The sequence below is a fragment of the Komagataeibacter ossonobensis genome, assembly GCF_057359305.1.
On the sequence record NZ_JBXAYQ010000023.1, the window covers coordinates 1 to 19,378 of the forward strand.

The window sequence follows — 19,378 nt, forward strand, 5'->3', positions numbered from 1 at the left end:
GAGCGCCTGCGCGATAGCGATACACAAACAGATGGTTATCTGATGCTGTTTCCCCGAAATGACCTTCATAACCGGGGAGGCACGCCGTTACTCACTCCCGCCGGAGGCAGTCAGTCCAACACGGCCAGGTCAAATGCGTGGCTGATATCAATACCATTTTTTAGCAGCCCATATGAGCGTAGGTTATCGTATAACTCTTTGGTTCCTTTTATGACATTTTCATCAATAACGATCGAACGGCGATCACTTTCTTCGATGGCAAGTGCAGCGATGTTGTGCGGGAGATGAGATATCCTCGCATAGGTTTCACAATAGGCATCCTTATGCGTACGTGCCCATTCCAGTGCCCGGCCCACGCGTTTTTCAAGGTCGATGATGGCGGCGCGCTTGAGAGGATTTTCCAGTACGGCCTGATGCGCAAGTGCAAACACATAAAATGATAGAATTCCCTTTGCATCACGCAGAATGCGTGCGTCATCCATCCCCGTTGCAAGGGCCACATAGGGTTGCCAGGTAACCCACGCATCAACTTGGCCGGTTGCAAGAGCCATTCTGGCTACACTCTGCGGCACATTGACGACCTGCACATCAGTCCGGTCAACGCCGCTTTGAGCGAGCGCACCATATAGCAGGGGTTCGCCAAGCCCCGCCCGGCTTAGCGCAACGCGTTTTCCCCTTAGGTCCTGGACCGCATGTATTGCAGATTTGTTCCTTACCACAATGGCTGCGCTGCGACCGCCATCCACACTGCCGCCAATGGCGACGATGGGCGCACCCGCAGCATAGGCAAACAGAAAGGCGACATCCCCCGCATGACAGAAATCAATCACACCGGCGTTTTGTGCCTGCAGGAGCGGCTGCGCCTGGGAAAACTGTTTCCATTCGATGTGATATGGAAAAGTTGTTGCCTCCCCCGCGGCTTCCAGCAATGAACGGAGACTTTCATTCTGGTCCCCTACGGACAGAACCGTCCGGTCATCAGACCACGATGGATCGGAAAAGGTAGTCATGCCTGTTGCCATCATGGTCATCAGGCACATGCGACGTGAGAGGGGCAGGGAATTGTTTACCATGTATATCGCATCTTTCCATAGAAATAGGAGCCTTCAGCGCCATAAATAGATGCCGTGCTGTAATTCGGATTGATCTGATACAATGATGATGCTGATTGTGCCTTGCTGCTAAGAACATTGGGCCGTTTGTTGAATACATTGTTGCCCCCTACCGAGACAATCCATCTTTTCTTGAAGCGGTACGCAATATCAAAGTCCATGAGCCATGCTGGTTCAACCTTTTCATCATAGGTAGAACCCAGGTTGGACAGGATTGTCGTGGATGAATAACGCGATATACGTACCGTAGTAGAAAGGGGGCCAAAGTTCCACGTGCCCGTCATGCGCAGGGTGTTGCGCGGGTAGATAGTTGTCAGGTTACCAATCTCGTTACGGAAAAGAGGCTGCACCGCAGACCCAAGATTAAGCGCAAGCGGGTTGATCCGCTTTATCATATGTTGTTGCTGATTCATCATTATAGTCCAGTTGACCGTGCCCGCCGGTCCAAAACGGGACAGGTAATGGGCCTGCAGATCAAGGCCTTCGGTTTCGGTATGCGCCGCATTGCGCATGAACGTGTATTGATAATAATTTCCATCATCAGGCACGGCGCCGCTCTGATGGAGTATATTCATGACCTGCGCACCGGTTACGCCGTTGCCGGATACATTAAGGGGAACAATCTGATTGAAAATGTCAATTCGATAAACATCAACCGAAATATCAAGATTCTTGATCGGAGTTAAGACAAAGCCTGCTCCGAAGTTATGTGATGTCTCTGGCTTAAGATTTGATGCCCCCAGTGCCCTTGCCCCTACACTGTTGACTGAGGAATACTCGTTTGTCGTTGTAACGAGGGCGTTGTTCTGCTGTGACAGTGTTGTGTAAAATGTTGCCGCGCTCTGGAAATATTCCTGCTGTAAGGTTGGCGCATGAAACCCGTTACTTGCAGACCCGCGAAGGGCCAGCCATGGCGTAACCTGATAGCGCGCTGATACCTTGCCGTTAAGCGTATTGCCAAAGTCACTATAGGTTTCATTCCGTCCAGACAACTGTACGGACAGTTTTTTGGTCAGGCGCTGGTCAAGTTCAAGATAAAAAGCGCCGTTCATACGTGAATAGGTGCCCGCGGCAGAAGGGTAATAGGCCCCGAGCCCGGCAGCACTGGCAAGTGACTTGGTACCATTGGGAAAAACGTAACCGCCATCTTCCCAGGCAGCCGTTTCGCCTGCAACGATCTGATATTCGTTATAGCGATATTCCACGCCGGCCGCGACTGACAGTGGATATTTTAAAATACCTGTATCGAATTTTCTATGTATATCGTAATCAACTGTAAGTTCAGAATTAATCAATGTGCCAAGATTGAAATTATGAGGACTTTCAGGCCCCATGGATACATTGATCGAATTACTCAGCCCGGGCGTTGTCTGATCGCGTCCATAATTTACACTGAGATCCCAGCCCCATCCGAAAAAGTTTCGCCCCCGCAAACCAGCCGTGACCTGAAAATCCTGATCTTTCGTTGATATGATGGGTAGGTAGCCCTCAGGATATACGCTGGCGATGTTCTGTGATGAATTGGCAGGGCGGTACCAGCCTGGCTCATATGCCGTGCGGTGCGCATATGTGGCAAATGAATAGAATTCGGCCCATTTCCCCAATGGCACCGCCATATCATAGGATACGACCTGCTTTTCCGTTTCGGGAACACCATAAAGCTGTCTGTATCGGTTGCCATATTCGCGTGGGTCAAGCTGCCCATTTGCCTGCAGGGGGTAAAGCTGCGTGGTGACACCTCCCTTCCGAAGGGGGGCATAACCTGCGGTATTGGTCCATTGGTTTCCGGTAATGTCTGCACTGATATTTATATATCCGCCATCATGACCGATTTTGAATCCATCGTTAAAAAACAGATTGCCACCACGACCATAATCACCCAGTGTACCAACGGTTGAGCCATATTGATTATAGCTCAGTTCTGCTGATCCACCATGGTCGGACTTTTTCAGGATAATGTTGATAACGCCTGCAATTGCATCGGACCCATACTGTGCGGCGGCACCATCTTTAAGGATCTCTATATGGTCAATGGCACTCATGGGAATAAGGTCCAAATCCACGGGAGACTGAGCCTCCATGGCACCACCGTAAAAAATAGACGACATGGTATGACGGCGTTTGCCATTAACCAGTACCAGCGTTTCGTTTGCTGGCAAACCACGTAAGGACGCTGTTTTAGTTGTAAAACCCAGCTGTCCCGGATAACCAGGCGTATTATTAATGGATGGATCAAGCGTAGCCAGGGCATTGCGCAGGTTAGGCTGACCTGTCCGGGTAAGATCCGCGTGCGACAGAACTACAATAGGCGACATGCTGTGAGATGCTCGCACATTACTGCGCGTACCAGTTACAATGACCTGTTCGGCCTGAGGAGGGTGCGCGGCGCTGTATGGATGGACAAGAGCGCCTTCTGTATTAACGGATTTATGTGCACGGGGCCGCGCTGGTTTCACCGAGGTCGATGAAACCGATTGGGCGTGGGATTTTTCGTATGCGATATTTATCAGGAACAGGAATGATAAATATTTATACATATTGCGATCGGAAATTATTTTCATAATAACACCATCATTTTTTCCGATGCTATTTTTTCTATATTTCGTATAAATGTCTATAATAGTTTTTAGAAATATATCAAATCATCTGTTTTCATATTTTCAATAGTTTTTATTTTATCATGTAATTTTTGAGTAAAACAGATATTGTTATTACGTAATATGGATCTTTTTAGCTTCTGATATATTCCTGCACCCGGCTAGAGCCATGGTCGTTTTGAATTCCTGTATCAGGATGGAAATGGCAGCACGCGCGCCTTCTTCTCCCTCTGCGGCAAGACCCCATAATGGTGCGCGACCAGCAAGTACTCCTGATGCTCCCAGCGCAACGGCCTTAAAGATATCGCTTCCCCGCATGATTCCGCCATCAACAAGAAGGGTCATGTCCTTTCCGACATGTTGTAATATCTGTGCCAAAACAGATAAAGCAGAGGGGGATGAATCCAGGTTTCTCCCACCATGATTTGATAGTACAAGGCCATCTACCCCAATGGATTTAGCCAAAAGGGCATTCTCCACGTCTAGAATACCTTTAAGGAGGATTTTGCCCCGCCATTTGTCCCGCTATGTCTTGATGTCTTCCCATGTTAGGTCATTTGCAAGGCCGATAGAGCCGTCATTAGGGGCATGCAATATATTGGGTTGAGCGTTCGTAGGGTAATGTACCAGTGAGGGGAGGCCGGTTTCCCACAGATGTGGCAGGATGGTTGAGATAAGCCATGACGGATGCCGGGCCAGACCCAGGATGGAACGACATGAAAAGCGAAATGGCATGCCAAAACCATTGCGCCCGTTATATTCCCGGTTCGCCCGCACGGGTCCATCAACGGTTATGATGAGTTTATCGATACCGGCAGTTTCCACACGTTTAATCAGATTGTAAGTTTTTTCGCGGTTCTTCCAGAAATAAAGCTGGAACCATGGCGGGACGGTTGTACCCTGAGCTATCATTTCCAATGAGGTAATGGACATCATTGCAACGCAGGTAGGCACGCCAAGATGCCCTGCCGCACGGGCAATAAGCTGTTCTCCATTGTTCCACACAAGACCAGAGAATGCCGTAGGCGCAACAATAAGAGGCGTTTGATATGTGCATCCGAGTATGCAGGTTGCAGTATCGACTGAATGTACATCTCTTAGAAAACGTGGTATAATTTCTATACAGTCAAAAGCTTCCCTATTTGCTCTTTAGAGCAATTTCATTCTCGGAGCCTCGGTCAATATATTCAAAAATACCTTTTGGGATACGCTTTTTTGCCAGTTTCCTGTAATCAGAGATATTATATGCATATCGTGTCATTTGACCACTGTCTTACTTTTTGGGTTATGATATTTCGGGTGTGAACCGAGAATAGATGCGTATTGTAATTTTAGTTATTAATATTTAAATATTATTATATCCTGAAATCGGCACGCAGATAGTAAAAGCCGCCTTCTTCTGATAATTGCTGACTTACAGTATCATATTTGTTGTTATTGTAGTCAGATGTGTTGACCGGCACGCGACTAGGATACGTATTCCCGATATTATTTCCTCCGAGTGCAAGATGCAGTTGCGGAAGAACCTGGTAACCAATTTCGAGATTTGTTACGAAACGCGGTTTATTAACCTGTTCATAAAATACACTGTTTGACCATGCATTAGGGCCTGAGACGTAGGTCAGATTGGATGTGCTATGACCGTAGCGGATCTCATGCACGGACACATTCCATTTTCCCTTGCGCCATGTACCACCAAAAATCAGTTTATTGGCTGGGTTTTCCGTTGATATGTAATTGATCTGCTGGGCATTCAGAACAGGATTGCCATTGCCATCTTTCTGTATATCACTGACATTTGTATGATTAAAATTGACTGCGGCATCCCAGGTAAAATGACCGATACGCCCAAAATCGGTATCGTAGCTCGCGGTAATATCCAGTCCAGTCGTGCGTGTGTTGGCACCATTTGTAAAGAACTGGGCGCTGACGGAGTTGGGATCGGCCCCGAAACCACTCACGTCAATCCCATTGGCCTTGTAAGCATTTATTGCCATTTGACCATTATAGACGCCTCCATCAACCACACGGTGTTTTATTTGTATGGTATAGGCATCAACATTAACATGAAGTCGCGGCAACGGATTGAGAATCATGCCGACACTGAAGTTAGTGGATGTTTCGGGATGCAGGCCCGTTGAGCCGAGATAACGCGCTGCGGCAGAATTTGGAGAAATCTGTCCATTGGCATAATTGGGGCTTACTGTGAGGTTGGCAAAGTTTTCCTCAGCCAGCGTCGGTGCGCGGAACCCTGTGCTTGCAGTGCCACGGAACCCGATATATCTGTTTACATCATATCGTGTTGAAATCTTTCCGGTGCGTGCATTACCCACGTCAGAATAATGTTCAAACCGGCCAGCAAGATCAAATTGCCATCCGCGCAGGAATTGGGTGGAAAAATCGACATAGGCAGCAGCAACATGTCGGGCTGCATCTACGCGGGATGCCGGCGTAATGCCCTGGTAGCCCTGGGCTCCAGAGCCAATATATGACCATGGCTCCCCGGTATGCATGGCATATGTTTCATGTCGATATTCTGCACCAAAGGCTATATTAAGTGGTTTATAGAGGTGGGGTATATCTACAGGTCTCCTAACATCGAGATTATTCGTCCATTGTTGATTGCTGTAAGTGCCTAGATAGAAACGTTTTTTTGTATAGCCGGTCTCGGCATACTCGGTGGCGTTTGCGGAATTGTAGTCGCTCAGATTATCATGGTCGCTCCCAATGGTTGAGCTGAGATCCCAGTCAAAGCTGGCAAATCGCTTGCCCTTTACACCTGCGGTAACGCCGTAATCATTTTCAGGTAACGTCTCGACCGGTTCAAACCCGGTGGGATAGACAGCAGATAATCCGTCAGCCGCTGTCGTGCTGGGTGCGCGAAGATAGGCCCATCGTTCAGCATCACGATGGGTAAAGGTGCCAAAGGCATAAACTTCAATCTTATTCGTGATGTGGTAGCCAAAATTGCCCTCAATGGCTTCCCGCGTGACCTGCGGCTGACCCGTTGCAAGGTCGTTATCGCGGCCGGTGCGTGGGTCAATGCCGGTGCGTTGCGTTCGGTCCTGATGCTTGTATTCCGCACTCAGATTAAAAAAACCACGATTTCCGAGGTTGAATCCGGCATTGATATTTTCTCCTGTAGTAAAGCCATCTCCCGCATAATAACCACCATTGGTGGATTGCAGATTAACACCTTTATTATTTGATTTAAGAATAATGTTGATAACACCGGCAATCGCATCGGATCCATATTGCGCGGCGGCGCCATCCTGAAGAATTTCAATATGATCGATTGATGATATGGGCAGCATATCAAGATCGACCGGTGTTGTACCCTGTTGGGAACCACCGTCAAAATTGAGAGCTGCTGTTGTGTGGCGTCTTTTACCGTTTACAAGCACGAGTGTCTGGTCGGCATTCAGGCCACGCAGGCTTAGGGAATCAACGATGGAGCCCTGATCGGAGCCATTAACTTCACGACTGATGGATGGTGAAAGTTGTACAAGGGCTTCGCGAATGTCTGTCATGCCAGTGGAACGCAGTTTATCTCCATTGATCACGGTAATGGGGCTTGAACTTTTGCGAGCCGTCTGTGACGGGTCGCGCGTGCCAGTTACGATGATCTGCTCGGAACTGTCCTGTTCTTTGTTGTCATGATGGAGACTGCGTACGCGGTGGCGGAGAGGTGTGAGGCTCTCTGTATGTTTTATGTTATCTGCCTGCCAGGAAGGACGATCGGCTGCGTAAGCGGTAGTTGAAAGCAGAACGCCCACGAAGGATAGATATTTAGGAATATATCTCATGTACAACGTATCATTTCCTCTGGTTTTTCATGTATTTTATATGCTATGGTGAGGAAACAAGATAATAAACAATTTTAAATCATGATGTTATATTTTTTAATTTTATATTATAAATGAAAATATCGCCATGGCCGATTTAAATATAAATAAGAAACTTCAAGTAATATTATATATTGGTATTCAGGCTTCCATCCATTCGCTGCAACGCGCGGCAAACCAGGTTCGCACAACGTAATTTGGCAGGTGCCGGAATGGACTGGCGATCGGGGTTATCGCCAATACCGGCCTGGTGAAGAGGGATTATCCTTTGCGCTGCGCCCCAAAAGTCCTTGAAAACAGCATTGCCTTTTTTTCAAGAAAAACGACCTGTCAAACAGTCCATTATTAGAGAATAAAGCCAGTATCCATAATCGCGCGTGCATCCAATCGATGGGAAAGCATGCGGGTATCATACATGAAGTCACATACGTCCTGCTGCTTCTGTATGACGTGCGGATCCAGGGTAACAACATTCCCAAGCATGGTCGGTACGACATGTCGGGCAACGGCCAGGGGCAACCCGACATCAGCAGCCCAGGCGGTGGCATATTCGTCCAGGTGGGCACGACCCCATTGATGGGCGGCTTTCAACTGGCGTATATAAGTAGCCAGGGCATCCTTCTTTGCATGCAGGGCATCGACCGTTGCCACAATATAGCTCAGGCCACTCATCAATTGCCCACCGTTCACGATTTCCCGTGCACCATCGGTGATGACGGCCGTGGAGACATACGGCCCCCAGGTTGCCCATGCATCAACGGCTCCTGTCTGCAACGCCGCCCGCGCAGAAACGGGCGGCAGGAAGACAAAGCGTACGTCATCATCATGCATTCCAGCGGCACGGAGTGCGGCCAGGGTCAGGTAATGCCCGGTCTGGGCACGAAGGGTGGCGATGGACCTGCCTTTCAGGTCGCCAACCGTGTGGATCGGGCTGTCATGCCGCGTGATGATGGCGGTCGTCGTCCCATCGCTCTGAATGCCAGCTATGGCGCGGATCGTACTGGTTCCGTCCTGGGCAAACGCAAGCGGGGCATCCCCGATGGCGCCAGCATCCACCGCATTGGCCGCAAGTGCCTGGATCAACATTGGCGCGCCAGCAAACAGGCTCCATTTTATCATGGCATTATCAATATGCCCGGATGTTGCCGCACTCAACAAGGCATGCGTTCCGCCTTTCTGGTCTCCTACGAGCAGGCTGTCCTGTGCAGAGGCTGTGCGCATGGAAGCCAGCAGCCCCATGCCTGCCAGGCCTTTCATCATGGTCCGGCGTGATGGATGCGTAAGCAGCCGGGTTTTGAGGAATTCGGACATGGATGTTCCTTATGAACAGGCGGCCTGCCGCTGACATGTTCAAGGCACGAAGAATGTCAGAAAAAGGATACCGGACAGCTTACCAGTCGGCGCTATGCCCGAGTTGGACCAGAATATTACGGCGCAATGCAAGCAGGTGTGGATCATCGCGATGACGGTGATAGGGCAGGTCGATATTGACATCCGACACCACACTGGCCGGGCGTGCACTGAAGGTAATGACCCGCGTAGCCAGCAATAGGGCTTCTTCCACATCATGCGTAACCATGATGACGGTAAAGCCCCGATCCTGCCACAGGCGTAGCAGTTCGGTCTGCATGGTCAGTCGTGTCAGGCTATCCAGTTTGCCAAGGGGTTCATCAAGAATGAGCAGGCGTGGATTATTGACCAGTGCCCGTGCCAGTGCGGCCCGCTGCGCCATGCCGCCAGAAAGCTGGTGCGGCCAGGCACGTTCAAACCCCTGCAGCCCGACCATGGTAATGGCGGCATCCACCGCCGCACTGTCCACCCTGCCAGAAATATCCTGACTGAGTGCGACATTGGCCCGTACGCTGCGCCATGGGTAAAGGGTCGGGTCCTGAAACATGACAATCCGGTCAGGGCCGGGGCCTGTTATGGGCGTGCCATCAGCCAGCATGCGGCCGTCATGCGGGGTTTCAAGGCCAGCTATAAGGCGCAGCAGGGTGGATTTGCCGCAGCCTGAGGGGCCCAGCAGGGCAATGAACTCACCCGGCGCAATGTTCAGGTTCACGTTTTCCAGAACGGGCGTAAAATGCCCCCCGATATCATAGCCGTGACTTACATTGTGAAGCTGGATACCCAGCGGGGTCATGGTGGCGTTTACCATTTCAGTCCATCCTTCTGCCAGCCAAGAATACGGTCACGTATACGGAACAAAATGGTAATCAGCCCGGTGCACATAAGGGACATGACCACAAGGGCGGCATACATGTTGGGATAGGCCGCCCACCCCTGTGCCCACTGCATGTAAAAGCCAAGTCCTGATTTGACGCCCAGCATTTCAGCCACGACCAGCATGGCAAAAGACATACCCAGCCCCATGAACAGGCCCACGAATATCTGCGGAGCAGCCGCAGGCAGTGCCACACGAAAAACCAGAAAGCGGTCACGTGCCCCCATGGTGCGGGCCACGTCGTAATAGGCCGGGTCCACCGCCGAGATGCCCGACCATGTCAGCACAATGACCGGAAAGGCCGATGCCAGCGCCATCAGCGCCTCGCTTGCCGCCCAGCTTGAGGGAATGATCACAAAAGCCAGAGGCAGCAGGGCAACAGGCGGGAGCGGGCCAACCAGCCTTATGACGGGCTGCACCCAGTAGCGGAACCGGGCCGAACGGCCCAGCCCGACCCCAATGGCAATCCCCAGCAGGGACCCCGTGATGTAACCAACCGCGAGCAGGCCCAGTGAATGGAGCAGGCTGTCCCCCAGTTTGTGCCAGTCCGTCATGAACACATCCAGCAGGTCCTGTGGTGTGCCAAAAAAGGGACGGGGCAGGAGCAGCAGTTTGGCCTGAACCCCTTCCCATGCAGCAAAGCCGAGGGCAAGGGCGATCATCCACGGTGCTTTTGCCGAAAAGCGCCGTAGCAGTGCTGCGGGCACAAGAATGATACCCATGATTGCAAATACAATGGCAAGACTGTCAGTGGCCGGAAAATCATCAGCATCCGGCCAGAACCATGTCACAAAAGCAGCGAGGAACCACGCAGGCCCCGCCAGCCAGGGCAGAAGGCCAGATGGCCATGCCTTGGGGGGTGCGGTGGCAGTTTCCGGCACGGTTGCGATGTCATGCAGGGGGAAGGACGTTGTCTGGGTCATGCGCTGAACAGGTCCTGTGTGACACGGTTGGCGTAACGTGCGCTGTCAAGGGAAGGGCGGAATACACCGATATCCTTTAACGCATTGGCATACTGAACAATTTCATCATGGAATTTCGGCCCCACGCTCTGGTGGTGATGACCTTCAATCCTGATCATCTGCGCCAGATCCTCGGCGCTGACCCTGGGGGCATATGGCTTGAAGATGCGCCCGGCCTCATCGGGGTTGCACGCCAGCCACGCACCGGCATCCAGTATGGCGCGGGTTACGGCAACGGCCACCTTTGGTTCGTTACGGATCAGGCTGCCCCGCAGGCCGATCACGCAGCATGCCGCATGGGCCCAGGCGTCTTTCATGTTGTTGTCAATCTCGACAAGCCCGAACTGCCGTTTCTGCACATAGGTAAACGGATCGGAATCCGTGATGACCTGCACATCTCCGCGCTGAAGTGCCAGCGGCAGCAGGTCGGCGGGATACTGCCGCCACTGCACCTCGGTTTCCGGGTTCACACCGGCCTGTTTGAGGCGGATGCCAAAGAAATTACGGTCAGGCCCACCGATATCCGTGACCCCCACGGTCTTGCCGCGCAGATCCGTCAGTTGCCGGATGGCACTGCCCGGGGGCGCAAGCATGTACATGCAGCCCGCATGCAGGCCACCTACCAGCTTGACATCAAAACCCTGCTGCAATGGCTTGAGCCAGCGCAGCGCCATGCCCGGGGCTCCATCCGCTTTTCCGGTTGACAGGGCTTCAAGCAACTGGTCGGTCGCACCACCAAAATTGACGTAATCAACATCAAGATTGTACCGGGCAAAAAAACCTTTTTCCCGGGCAACCGGTATGGCCGCAACACACAGTGCCGTTTCATTCCATGCAATGGTCAGCTTGCGTGGCGGTCCCGGCAGCGGCGCAATGTCCGTGTTCCCTCCTGCTCCCACACAGGCCCCATGAGCGTCCATGCCGGGCATTTCATCTGCCGCACGGGCTGACGACCGGCGCCCGGACACGAGTGCTGCAACTGTCAGCCCGGTGAGCGAAGTCAGGGCCGTCCGTCGGGAAATTCGGGGAAATGTGGACATCGCGGAAAAACCTTGTTCTGGGCCGGTTTCAGGCCGGGAGCAGCGGCAGGGTATGGAACTGACGGTTGAACCAGGTCAGCCCGGTCTCCCCGGCAGGATGAACGTGAATGGCCTCTACCGTGCAGAACAGTACGTCATGCGTGCTGGAGGCATGGATGAGGGCAATGGTGCAATCGAGCGTAACCAGGGCATCTGCCAGCAAGGGCGCGCCGGTTACATCAGTGCGCCACGCGGCGGCTGCGAATTTTTCATCCGGCGTGCGGCGGCGGCTGGCAAATATGCCTGCAAGGCCTTCATGCCCCCGCGAAAGAAGACTGATCCCCACCACACCGTTCTGAATGAACGCAGCGTGGGAACGGTTGTCGCGGTTAAGGCATACAAGCACTGTGGGCGGCGTATCACTGACGCTGGTTATGGCGGAAACGGTCAATCCCTGCCGGCCAGCCGGACCGCTGGTGGTCACGACGGTAACGGGAGCGCCCAGTCGGCTCATGGCGTTACGGAAAAGATCCGCCGTGACTCCCGATGGCTCTTTCACAGATATAATGACTTCAGATTGCATGAAGACTTTCCTTTACGGGCAGCCCCAGGGCGGACAGGATTGCCGGTGTTTCCGTGCGGTCCATCCAGTCGGGTGAAATATCGGCAAACTGCACGATCCGGCCGGGCCTGATGACGATCACGGCGGGTTTGGGCAGTTCCCAGGCATCCGTGCCGTTCAGGCCGCAGCTGGTGCCGCCTTTTGCTTCCGCAGCACTGCGCGACGGCGCATCAAACACATAGGTGATCCCCAATGCGCGGGAGAGGCCGAGGTTGCTGTCGGTTGCGACGGGGAAAGGCAGTTCGTGCCGACTGACAATTTCCTTGAGCAGGGCAGGGGGCTGCGGCGAAATCGCGATAAGGGGAATATGGGCCGCCTGCAGCGCGGGCCAGAGCGTGTCACGATAGTGCGGCAGCGCAATGTTGCAGGCGGGACAACCGGCAAAGCGGAAAAAGACCAGAACGGCCGGCCCCTGCGCGGTCAGGTCATCCAACGTGATCGTGCGACCATCCACAATGGTCAGGCTCGTTGGTGGCAGGCTGTCACCCACGACGACATGCGGCTGAAGCCCATGCCCGGCAACCAGTGTTGCACGCTGCCTGGCGTTTACGGCCAGTGCTTCAGGCGCCCAACTGCGTTTGCGCTCGTTTTCCAGCTCAAGAAAACGGCTCCGTAATGAGGCGCCGGTATTGAAATGGTCGGCATTCATGTCTCGATTCCTGCGAAATCACGATCAGAAGTCGCTATTATTAATTAACACTACACCAACCGACAAAAGAGTTTCCCTCAACCTGTGTGTGAGGATTATTCATTGGTTCCCCGCCGCATCAGCGAGCAGGTCGGCAAAATCATGGGCACTGTCCGCCAGCCCATCACGCCGGACCAGAATGGTTTCGATATCGGGTACGGGGGGCAGTGATCTGGCAGTTATGACCGGCAGGCCTTCGGCGGCGGCAAACCGGCGCGTGCGGCAACTGATCCCGATCCCCCCGCGCACGCCTGCGCGCAGGGCGGGCAGGTTGGGTGTCTCCATGACGATGCGATAATCCCGCCGTGCTTCCGTCAGGGTGCGCAGGGCCGCATCACGAAAACGGCAGGGTGGTTCCAGCAGCACGAGGGGCAGTTCCTCGCGTTCGATATTGGCGGGATCGCCCAGCCAGACCATCTGGTCATGGCCCACGATATTCCATGATGCACCGGCCCGGTCGCCGTTCTGGCCAAGGCAGAGCACCAGATCAAGGCGCGAACGGTCAAACATATCAAGTAGTTCCATCGACCCACCCACCCGCACGATCAGCCGCGCGCGCGGATGCTCCAGGCGGAAACGGCCCAGCACGTCAGGCAGGATGGTATCGGCAAAATCCTGGACCATGCCGACCGTAATCGGCTCGGGGTCGGACTGCTGGCCCAGATTCTGCATGATCCGGTCATTCAGCGCCAGCAACTGGCGGGCATAGGTAACGAGTTCCTCGCCCGTTGCGGTCAGCAGCAGCCTGCGTCCATCGCGCCGGAACAGCTTCTGCTGCAGCATGTCCTCAAGCCGCTTCATCTGCAGGCTCAGTGCGGACTGGGTCAGGAAGATTGTTTCCGTTGCCTGCGCCATGGAGCCTGCCTCCACAATGGCAACAAACGAACGCAGCAGTTCAGTCTGAACATTGCGCGCCATCCGCTGTGGCGCGCGTGGGGGAGGGGGATGTGACACGATGACTTATCTCCACGAGGCAGGAAAGAGCATCTCATATTAACTATACTAAACCGTTATATAACGGTTTTTAAATTGCCAATTAACGATTTAGTGGTGATATTTTTATCTAAACGACACGTTGGCGTCGTGCAATATGGAGATAGCAACAATGCCTGTGGAATTTATCGGCTTTATCGGCAGTCGCAATCAGTCGGAAACCATTCCTCCGCAGGGGGCGGTTGTTGATCTCAACCACATCGAGGCTTCAGCCAAGATCCATGAAAACGCCGGTTTTGACCGTACGTTGATCGCGTTTCATTCCAACTCGCCCGAGAGCATTCTTCTGGCGCAGCATGTCACTGCGGTTACGCGCGATCTCGGGGTTTTGATCGCGCACCGGCCCGGTTTCAACGCCCCCACCATCGCGGCACGGCAGCTGGCAACGCTTGATAACCTGAGCCGGGGGCGCGTTGCGGTGCATATCATCACCGGCGGCAGTGATGTCGAACTGCAGGCCGATGGCGATCATACGACCAAGGCCCGGCGCTATGCCCGCACCAGCGAATACCTCGATATTGTCCGCTCGGAATGGGACAGCCGCACCCCCTTTGACTATACGGGGGATTTCTACAATGTGCGCGGCGCCGGTTCACTGGTCCATCCTTACCGTGAAAGTGGCATTCCCGTTTATTTCGGCGGCTCTTCCGATGAGGCGATCGTGGTGGCGGGCAAGCATGCCGATGTGTACGCCCTGTGGGGTGAAACCTATGAACAGGTGAGTGAAACCGTAGCGCGCGTGCGGACCGCGGCCGCAAGGCATGGGCGTTCGCCACGCTTTTCGCTTTCCCTGCGTCCGATCCTTGCGGATACGGAAGAGGCCGCCTGGGCCAAGGCTGACCGGATCCTTGAAACCGCCCGTGCCCTGCAGGCCGAAACTGGCTATGTCCGTGCCGCTGACATACCGAACGAAGGCTCGCGCCGCCTGCTGGCCGCGGCTGAAAAGGGGTCACGTCTCGACAAGCGCTTATGGACCGGCATCGCCGCCCTGACCGGCGCGCGCGGCAACTCCACCTCGCTGGTCGGCACGCCCGATCAGGTGGCGGAAGCGCTGCTGGATTATTATCGCATCGGAATCAGCACTTTCCTGATCCGTGGCTTTGATCCGCTGGAGGATGCCTATGAATACGGGCGTGACCTGATCCCGCGCGTCCGGGCCCTGATTGCGGCCGAGGACGGACGCGACCGGACTGCGGCGGCCTGAGGAGGGGGGAATGGCCGTAATTACCCGGCCTCTGGTCGTGGTCAACCAGATTGGCGCGTTCGTGGCGCCATCACTGGCTGAGTTCGGCGAGCGGATAGAGGTTGTCGCGGGGGAGCGTGGATGCGCGGCACCGTGGGATGTCGGCCATGCAGATATTCTGCTGACCGCACCCACGCCAGCATGGCGCGGCGCGCCCCTTCATCCGCCACAAGGATGGCAGCAGCGCAGTCCGCGATGGGTGCAGATAGCCTCTGCCGGCGTTGACGGATTTCCGCAATGGCTGCTGCGCGGGCGCACGGTAACATGTGGCCGTGGTGATGCCGCCATCCCTATTGCTGAATATGTCCTCACGGCCATCCTGCTGCGTGCCAAACGGCTTGATGCAATTGCACCGGATGGCCCGGACGGGTGGCTGCAGGCCAAGGCCACGCCGCCGCTGGGCACGCTCGCGGGCCAGACGCTGGGGCTGGCGGGCTACGGGGCGATCGGGCGTGCGGTTGCAGTGCGGGCGCGGGCGTTTGGCATGCGGGTGCTGGCATGGCGGCGCGGCCCGTGGGATCATGCGGATACGGATGTGCAGCCCGTTGCCACACTCGAGGCGCTGGTCGAGCAGTCCGATCACCTTGTCCTTGCCCTGCCGCTGACGGTCCAGACAGCATTGTGCGTCAATGCCGCCCTGCTGGCGCGGGCCAGGATCGGCCTGCACCTGATCAACGTTGCCCGTGGTGGCCTGATCGATCAGGACGCGCTGCTCGATGCGCTTGATCGTGGGCAGGTCGGGTTTGCCACCCTCGATGTCACCACGCCTGAGCCACTGCCCCGTGGACACCCGTTTTACAGCCATCCCGCCATACGGCTGACACCGCACCTGTCGTGGACAGGGCCAGCCGTGAGCCAGAACCTCGCCCGCCGCATCGCGGAAAATCTGAGCCGTTTCCTCGGAGATCGTCCCCTCCTTGATGTGGTGGATGCAGACCGTGGTTACTGATCTTTCCTGACAGGAAATTTTCTCCATGAATGTAGTACCATCTTCCCCACAGATTCAGGCACGGGCACGCAGGCTGCAGCCGCGTCCGGCAGCCCCTTCGTTTGAAGCCGAGCGCCTGCACCGCAAGCAGCGGCTGGCTGCAACATTCCGGCTGTTTGCCCGCTACGGGTTCGATCAGGGACTGGCCGGGCATGTGACCGCGCGCGATCCGGAATTTCCCGATCATTACTGGATCAACCCGCTGGCCGTTCATTTCTCCCAGATCAAGGTGTCTGATCTGCAGCTGGTGGATCACGACGGCACGATCCTGCACGGCGAGCGGCCCATCAACACGGCGGGTTTTACCATTCATTCCGCCCTGCACCGGGCGCGGCCCGACGTCATTGCGGCAGCTCATACCCATTCCACCTACGGCAAGGCCTTTTCCGCGCTGGGCAAGAAGCTGCTGCCGATCACGCAGGATTCCTGTGCGTTTTATGAGGATCACGCGATTTTTGATCCGTTCAGTGGTGTGGTGCTCGATGACAGCGAAGGCGAGCGCCTGGCCCACGCACTTGGCCCGCGCAAGGCGCTGATCCTGCAAAATCACGGCCTGCTGACCGTTGGCCCGACGGTGGAAGCCGCGGCGTGGTGGTTCCTGAGCATGGACAACGCCGCCCACACCCAACTGCTGGCCGAGGCCGCAGGCCAGGTCAAACCCATTGCCCCCGACATCGCGCGCCTGACCGCAAGCCAGGTGGGCACACAGCAGGGTGGATATTTCAGCTTCCAGCCCCTGTGGGACTGGATCGTGGCCCTTGAACCCGATTTACTGGACTGAATGACATGAGCACCATTTCACCCCTGCGCGATTTCGTGACCGATTTTACAAGGCTGTATGATCGCGGTCTTTCACCGGTCGCCATTCAGGCTAAAGGTGCCGATCTGCTGCGCAGGCTGGTCCGGCACGATGACTGGCTGCCCGAACCGTTTACGCGCCCCAACCCGGCGCGGTACAGCCAGTACCTGCTGCACTGTGACCCGCTGGAGCGTTTTTCGGTTGTCAGTTTTGTCTGGGGGGCTGGGCAGGAAACCCCGTTGCATGATCACCGTGTCTGGGGGCTTATCGGCATGTTGCGGGGGCGGGAGAGCGAGACCCAGTTCGCGCGTGATCCTGATGGCACGTTCCGTGCCATAGAGACCACATTTCTTGAGCCGGGGCAGGTGGCCTCCCTTACGCCGGGTGTCAATGACTACCATCTCGTAGCCAACGCCCTGCCGGACCGGACCTCCATTTCCATCCATGTCTATGGTGACAATATCGGCGGCGTATCACGCGCTACTTATGATGTGGCCACAGGGGCAGAGAAAACCTTCATCTCGGGCTATTCCAGCGAGGAAGTGCCCAATCTGTGGGATCGCTCCCGCCGCGCGGAGGTAGCATGAACGTCCAGATTCCCGCGGCTTCCCGCGTCGCTTCCGTTAGTTTCGTGCGCAATCGCCTGCGTGCCGGGCAGGAAATCGCCCTGCTCGACCTGCGCGAGGAAGGGCCGTTTGCTTCGGCACACCCCCTGTTTGCCGTCAACCTGCCGCTGGGCCGCATCGAGGAACGGATCGGGGGCCTGATCCCACGCTGCGATGCCCCCATTGTGCTGTATGACAATGCAGAAGGGCGGGTAGCCCGTGCGCTGCCCGTTCTGGCGGCGCTGGGTTACACTAATGTCAGCGTGCTGGAAGGCGGCCTCGAGGGCTGGCGGGAGGCCGGGGCGGAGCTGTTCATCGATGTCAATGTCCCGTCCAAGGCGTTCGGGGAACTTGTGGAACACGTGCGCGGCACACCATCCATCGCGGCGCGCGACCTGCATGAGCGGCTGGAGCGGGGGGAGGATATTGTTGTCCTCGATGCCAGACGGTTTGGTGAATACAATACCATGTCCATTCCGACCGCCCGCTCCGTGCCCGGAGCGGAACTGGCGCTGCGTGTGCGTGATATCGCCCCATCGCCCGATACAACGGTGGTGGTGAACTGCGCAGGGCGCACACGCTCCATTATCGGCACCCAGTCCCTGGTCAATGCGGGTATTCCCAACCCGGTCTTTGCACTGCGTAACGGCACGATCGGCTGGACACTGGCCGGCTTGCAACTCGATCATGACGCCACCCGGAAGGCTGGAGAACCATCGGCCCATAACGTGGCAAAGGCGCGTGAGGCCGCCCGGTCGCTTGCCCGGCGCACGGGTGTAAGGGAAATCGGGCGCACGGAACTGGAGCAGCTGGAAGCACAGAAAGCGCGTACCCTTTATCGGCTTGATGTCCGCTCACCTGAGGAATACGTGGCAGAGCACCTCAAGGGTTTCCGTTCCGCGCCCGGTGGGCAATTGGTACAGGCCACGGATGAATGGGTGGGCGTGCGCCATGGCACGATCGTGCTGACCGATGATGACGGCGTGCGCGCGCGCATGACAGGCCACTGGCTCCGTCAACTGGGCTGGCAGGAGGTCTATGTCCTGCACGACTGGGCAGACCTGCCGCGCACCACGGGGGCTGAACCTGCGGCGCTGGTGGCGCCATTACCAGATGTGGAGACGGTTGGTGTGCTGGAACTGGCTACCGAACTGAAAACGCTGCACGCCCCGGTTGTAATTGACCTTGCACCCAGCCCTACGTTCCGCCGTGGGCATGTGCCCGGCGCAGTCTTCGCCATTCGTAGCGATCTGCCTGCACAGACATGGGAGAAGAATGCCAAGATCGTCCTGACTTCCCCCGATGGGCTGGGCGCGCGCATTGCCGCGCCGGAACTCCGCAAACAGGGGTTGCACGTACGCGTACTGGCGGGGGGCACCCTGTCATGGCGCAACGCGGGCCTGTCGCTTGAAACCGGGCTGGATGAAAGCCGTGCCCTGTCGCGGGCTGATGATGTCTACAAGCGCCCTTATGAAGGCACCGATAATGCTGCAGCCGCGATGCAGGCCTATCTGGACTGGGAATTCGGACTTGTAGCCCAGCTGGAACGTGACGGGACACATGGCTTCAGCGTGCTGGAAGATGGCCATAACCTGATTGCAACGCCATTTGCCAGGACCGGGAAAAGAACATGACTTTTCCCGCGTCCTGCCATCTCGCAGCATGATCGTAACTGGCCTTC

15 protein-coding genes and 1 pseudogene are annotated in these 19,378 nt (G+C 55.6%); 5 read left to right on the top strand and 11 right to left on the bottom strand.

From position 1 onward, the window contains the following. Positions 1–110 precede the first annotated feature (110 nt). The 11 genes and pseudogenes from AC1RQ9_RS12450 to AC1RQ9_RS12500 form a co-directional block, all read right to left on the bottom strand. Positions 111–1,073 carry an aliphatic sulfonate ABC transporter substrate-binding protein gene (locus AC1RQ9_RS12450; RefSeq protein WP_217419952.1) on the bottom strand — a complete coding sequence of 321 codons (963 nt, stop codon included), beginning with the start codon at positions 1,071–1,073 and terminating at the stop codon, positions 111–113. Beyond that, positions 1,067–3,673, bottom strand: a complete 2,607-nt coding sequence (locus AC1RQ9_RS12455) for a TonB-dependent receptor plug domain-containing protein (protein WP_254511695.1) — start codon at positions 3,671–3,673, stop codon at positions 1,067–1,069. Before AC1RQ9_RS12455 ends, AC1RQ9_RS12450 begins: the two co-directional genes overlap by 7 nt. 150 nt (positions 3,674–3,823) lie before the next feature. Then, a pseudogene (locus AC1RQ9_RS12460) lies at positions 3,824–4,846 on the bottom strand (alpha-hydroxy acid oxidase); the annotation flags it as partial. A gap of 218 nt (positions 4,847–5,064) precedes the next feature. Further along, positions 5,065–7,515, bottom strand: coding sequence for a TonB-dependent receptor plug domain-containing protein (locus tag AC1RQ9_RS12465; RefSeq protein ID WP_217419954.1), 2,451 nt, complete (start codon positions 7,513–7,515; stop codon positions 5,065–5,067). A 384-nt stretch (positions 7,516–7,899) separates the two neighbouring features. Beyond that, positions 7,900–8,865 carry an ABC transporter substrate-binding protein gene (locus tag AC1RQ9_RS12470; RefSeq protein WP_254511698.1) on the bottom strand — a complete coding sequence of 322 codons (966 nt, stop codon included), beginning with the start codon at positions 8,863–8,865 and terminating at the stop codon, positions 7,900–7,902. Positions 8,866–8,944: 79 nt separating this feature from the next. Next, the gene (locus AC1RQ9_RS12475) at positions 8,945–9,712 is read right to left on the bottom strand and encodes an ABC transporter ATP-binding protein (RefSeq protein ID WP_217419955.1); all 768 of its coding nucleotides are present in this window, start codon (positions 9,710–9,712) and stop codon (positions 8,945–8,947) included. Beyond that, positions 9,706–10,701, bottom strand: coding sequence for an ABC transporter permease (locus AC1RQ9_RS12480; protein WP_485987214.1), 996 nt, complete (start codon positions 10,699–10,701; stop codon positions 9,706–9,708). Before AC1RQ9_RS12480 ends, AC1RQ9_RS12475 begins: the two co-directional genes overlap by 7 nt. Continuing rightward, the gene (locus AC1RQ9_RS12485) at positions 10,698–11,780 is read right to left on the bottom strand and encodes an ABC transporter substrate-binding protein (protein ID WP_485987215.1); all 1,083 of its coding nucleotides are present in this window, start codon (positions 11,778–11,780) and stop codon (positions 10,698–10,700) included. The genes AC1RQ9_RS12480 and AC1RQ9_RS12485 overlap by 4 nt, the downstream gene beginning before the upstream one ends. 28 nt (positions 11,781–11,808) lie before the next feature. Continuing rightward, positions 11,809–12,342, bottom strand: a complete 534-nt coding sequence (locus tag AC1RQ9_RS12490; RefSeq protein WP_485987217.1) for a flavin reductase — start codon at positions 12,340–12,342, stop codon at positions 11,809–11,811. Then, positions 12,332–13,030 carry a peroxiredoxin-like family protein gene (locus AC1RQ9_RS12495; protein ID WP_485987218.1) on the bottom strand — a complete coding sequence of 233 codons (699 nt, stop codon included), beginning with the start codon at positions 13,028–13,030 and terminating at the stop codon, positions 12,332–12,334. The genes AC1RQ9_RS12490 and AC1RQ9_RS12495 overlap by 11 nt, the downstream gene beginning before the upstream one ends. 99 nt (positions 13,031–13,129) lie before the next feature. Continuing rightward, the gene (locus AC1RQ9_RS12500; RefSeq protein ID WP_240906384.1) at positions 13,130–14,023 is read right to left on the bottom strand and encodes a LysR substrate-binding domain-containing protein; all 894 of its coding nucleotides are present in this window, start codon (positions 14,021–14,023) and stop codon (positions 13,130–13,132) included. Between the two features lie 151 nt (positions 14,024–14,174). Here AC1RQ9_RS12500 and AC1RQ9_RS12505 point away from each other — a divergent pair, with 151 nt between their 5' ends. From AC1RQ9_RS12505 to AC1RQ9_RS12525, 5 genes are read left to right on the top strand one after another with little or no spacing between them, the layout of a single operon-like run. Then, the gene (locus tag AC1RQ9_RS12505) at positions 14,175–15,266 is read left to right on the top strand and encodes an LLM class flavin-dependent oxidoreductase (protein ID WP_485987219.1); all 1,092 of its coding nucleotides are present in this window, start codon (positions 14,175–14,177) and stop codon (positions 15,264–15,266) included. A 10-nt stretch (positions 15,267–15,276) separates the two neighbouring features. Beyond that, positions 15,277–16,254: an NAD(P)-dependent oxidoreductase gene (locus AC1RQ9_RS12510; protein WP_485987221.1), complete on the top strand. Its 978-nt coding sequence runs from the start codon at positions 15,277–15,279 to the stop codon at positions 16,252–16,254. A gap of 25 nt (positions 16,255–16,279) precedes the next feature. Beyond that, positions 16,280–17,074, top strand: coding sequence for a class II aldolase/adducin family protein (locus AC1RQ9_RS12515; protein WP_485987222.1), 795 nt, complete (start codon positions 16,280–16,282; stop codon positions 17,072–17,074). A gap of 5 nt (positions 17,075–17,079) precedes the next feature. Beyond that, positions 17,080–17,679 (top strand): cysteine dioxygenase family protein, encoded by a 600-nt coding sequence (locus AC1RQ9_RS12520; protein ID WP_159263000.1) that lies wholly within the window; start codon positions 17,080–17,082, stop codon positions 17,677–17,679. After that, positions 17,676–19,331, top strand: a complete 1,656-nt coding sequence (locus tag AC1RQ9_RS12525; protein WP_485987223.1) for a rhodanese-like domain-containing protein — start codon at positions 17,676–17,678, stop codon at positions 19,329–19,331. The genes AC1RQ9_RS12520 and AC1RQ9_RS12525 overlap by 4 nt, the downstream gene beginning before the upstream one ends. The last annotated feature ends 47 nt before the right edge of the window (positions 19,332–19,378 follow it).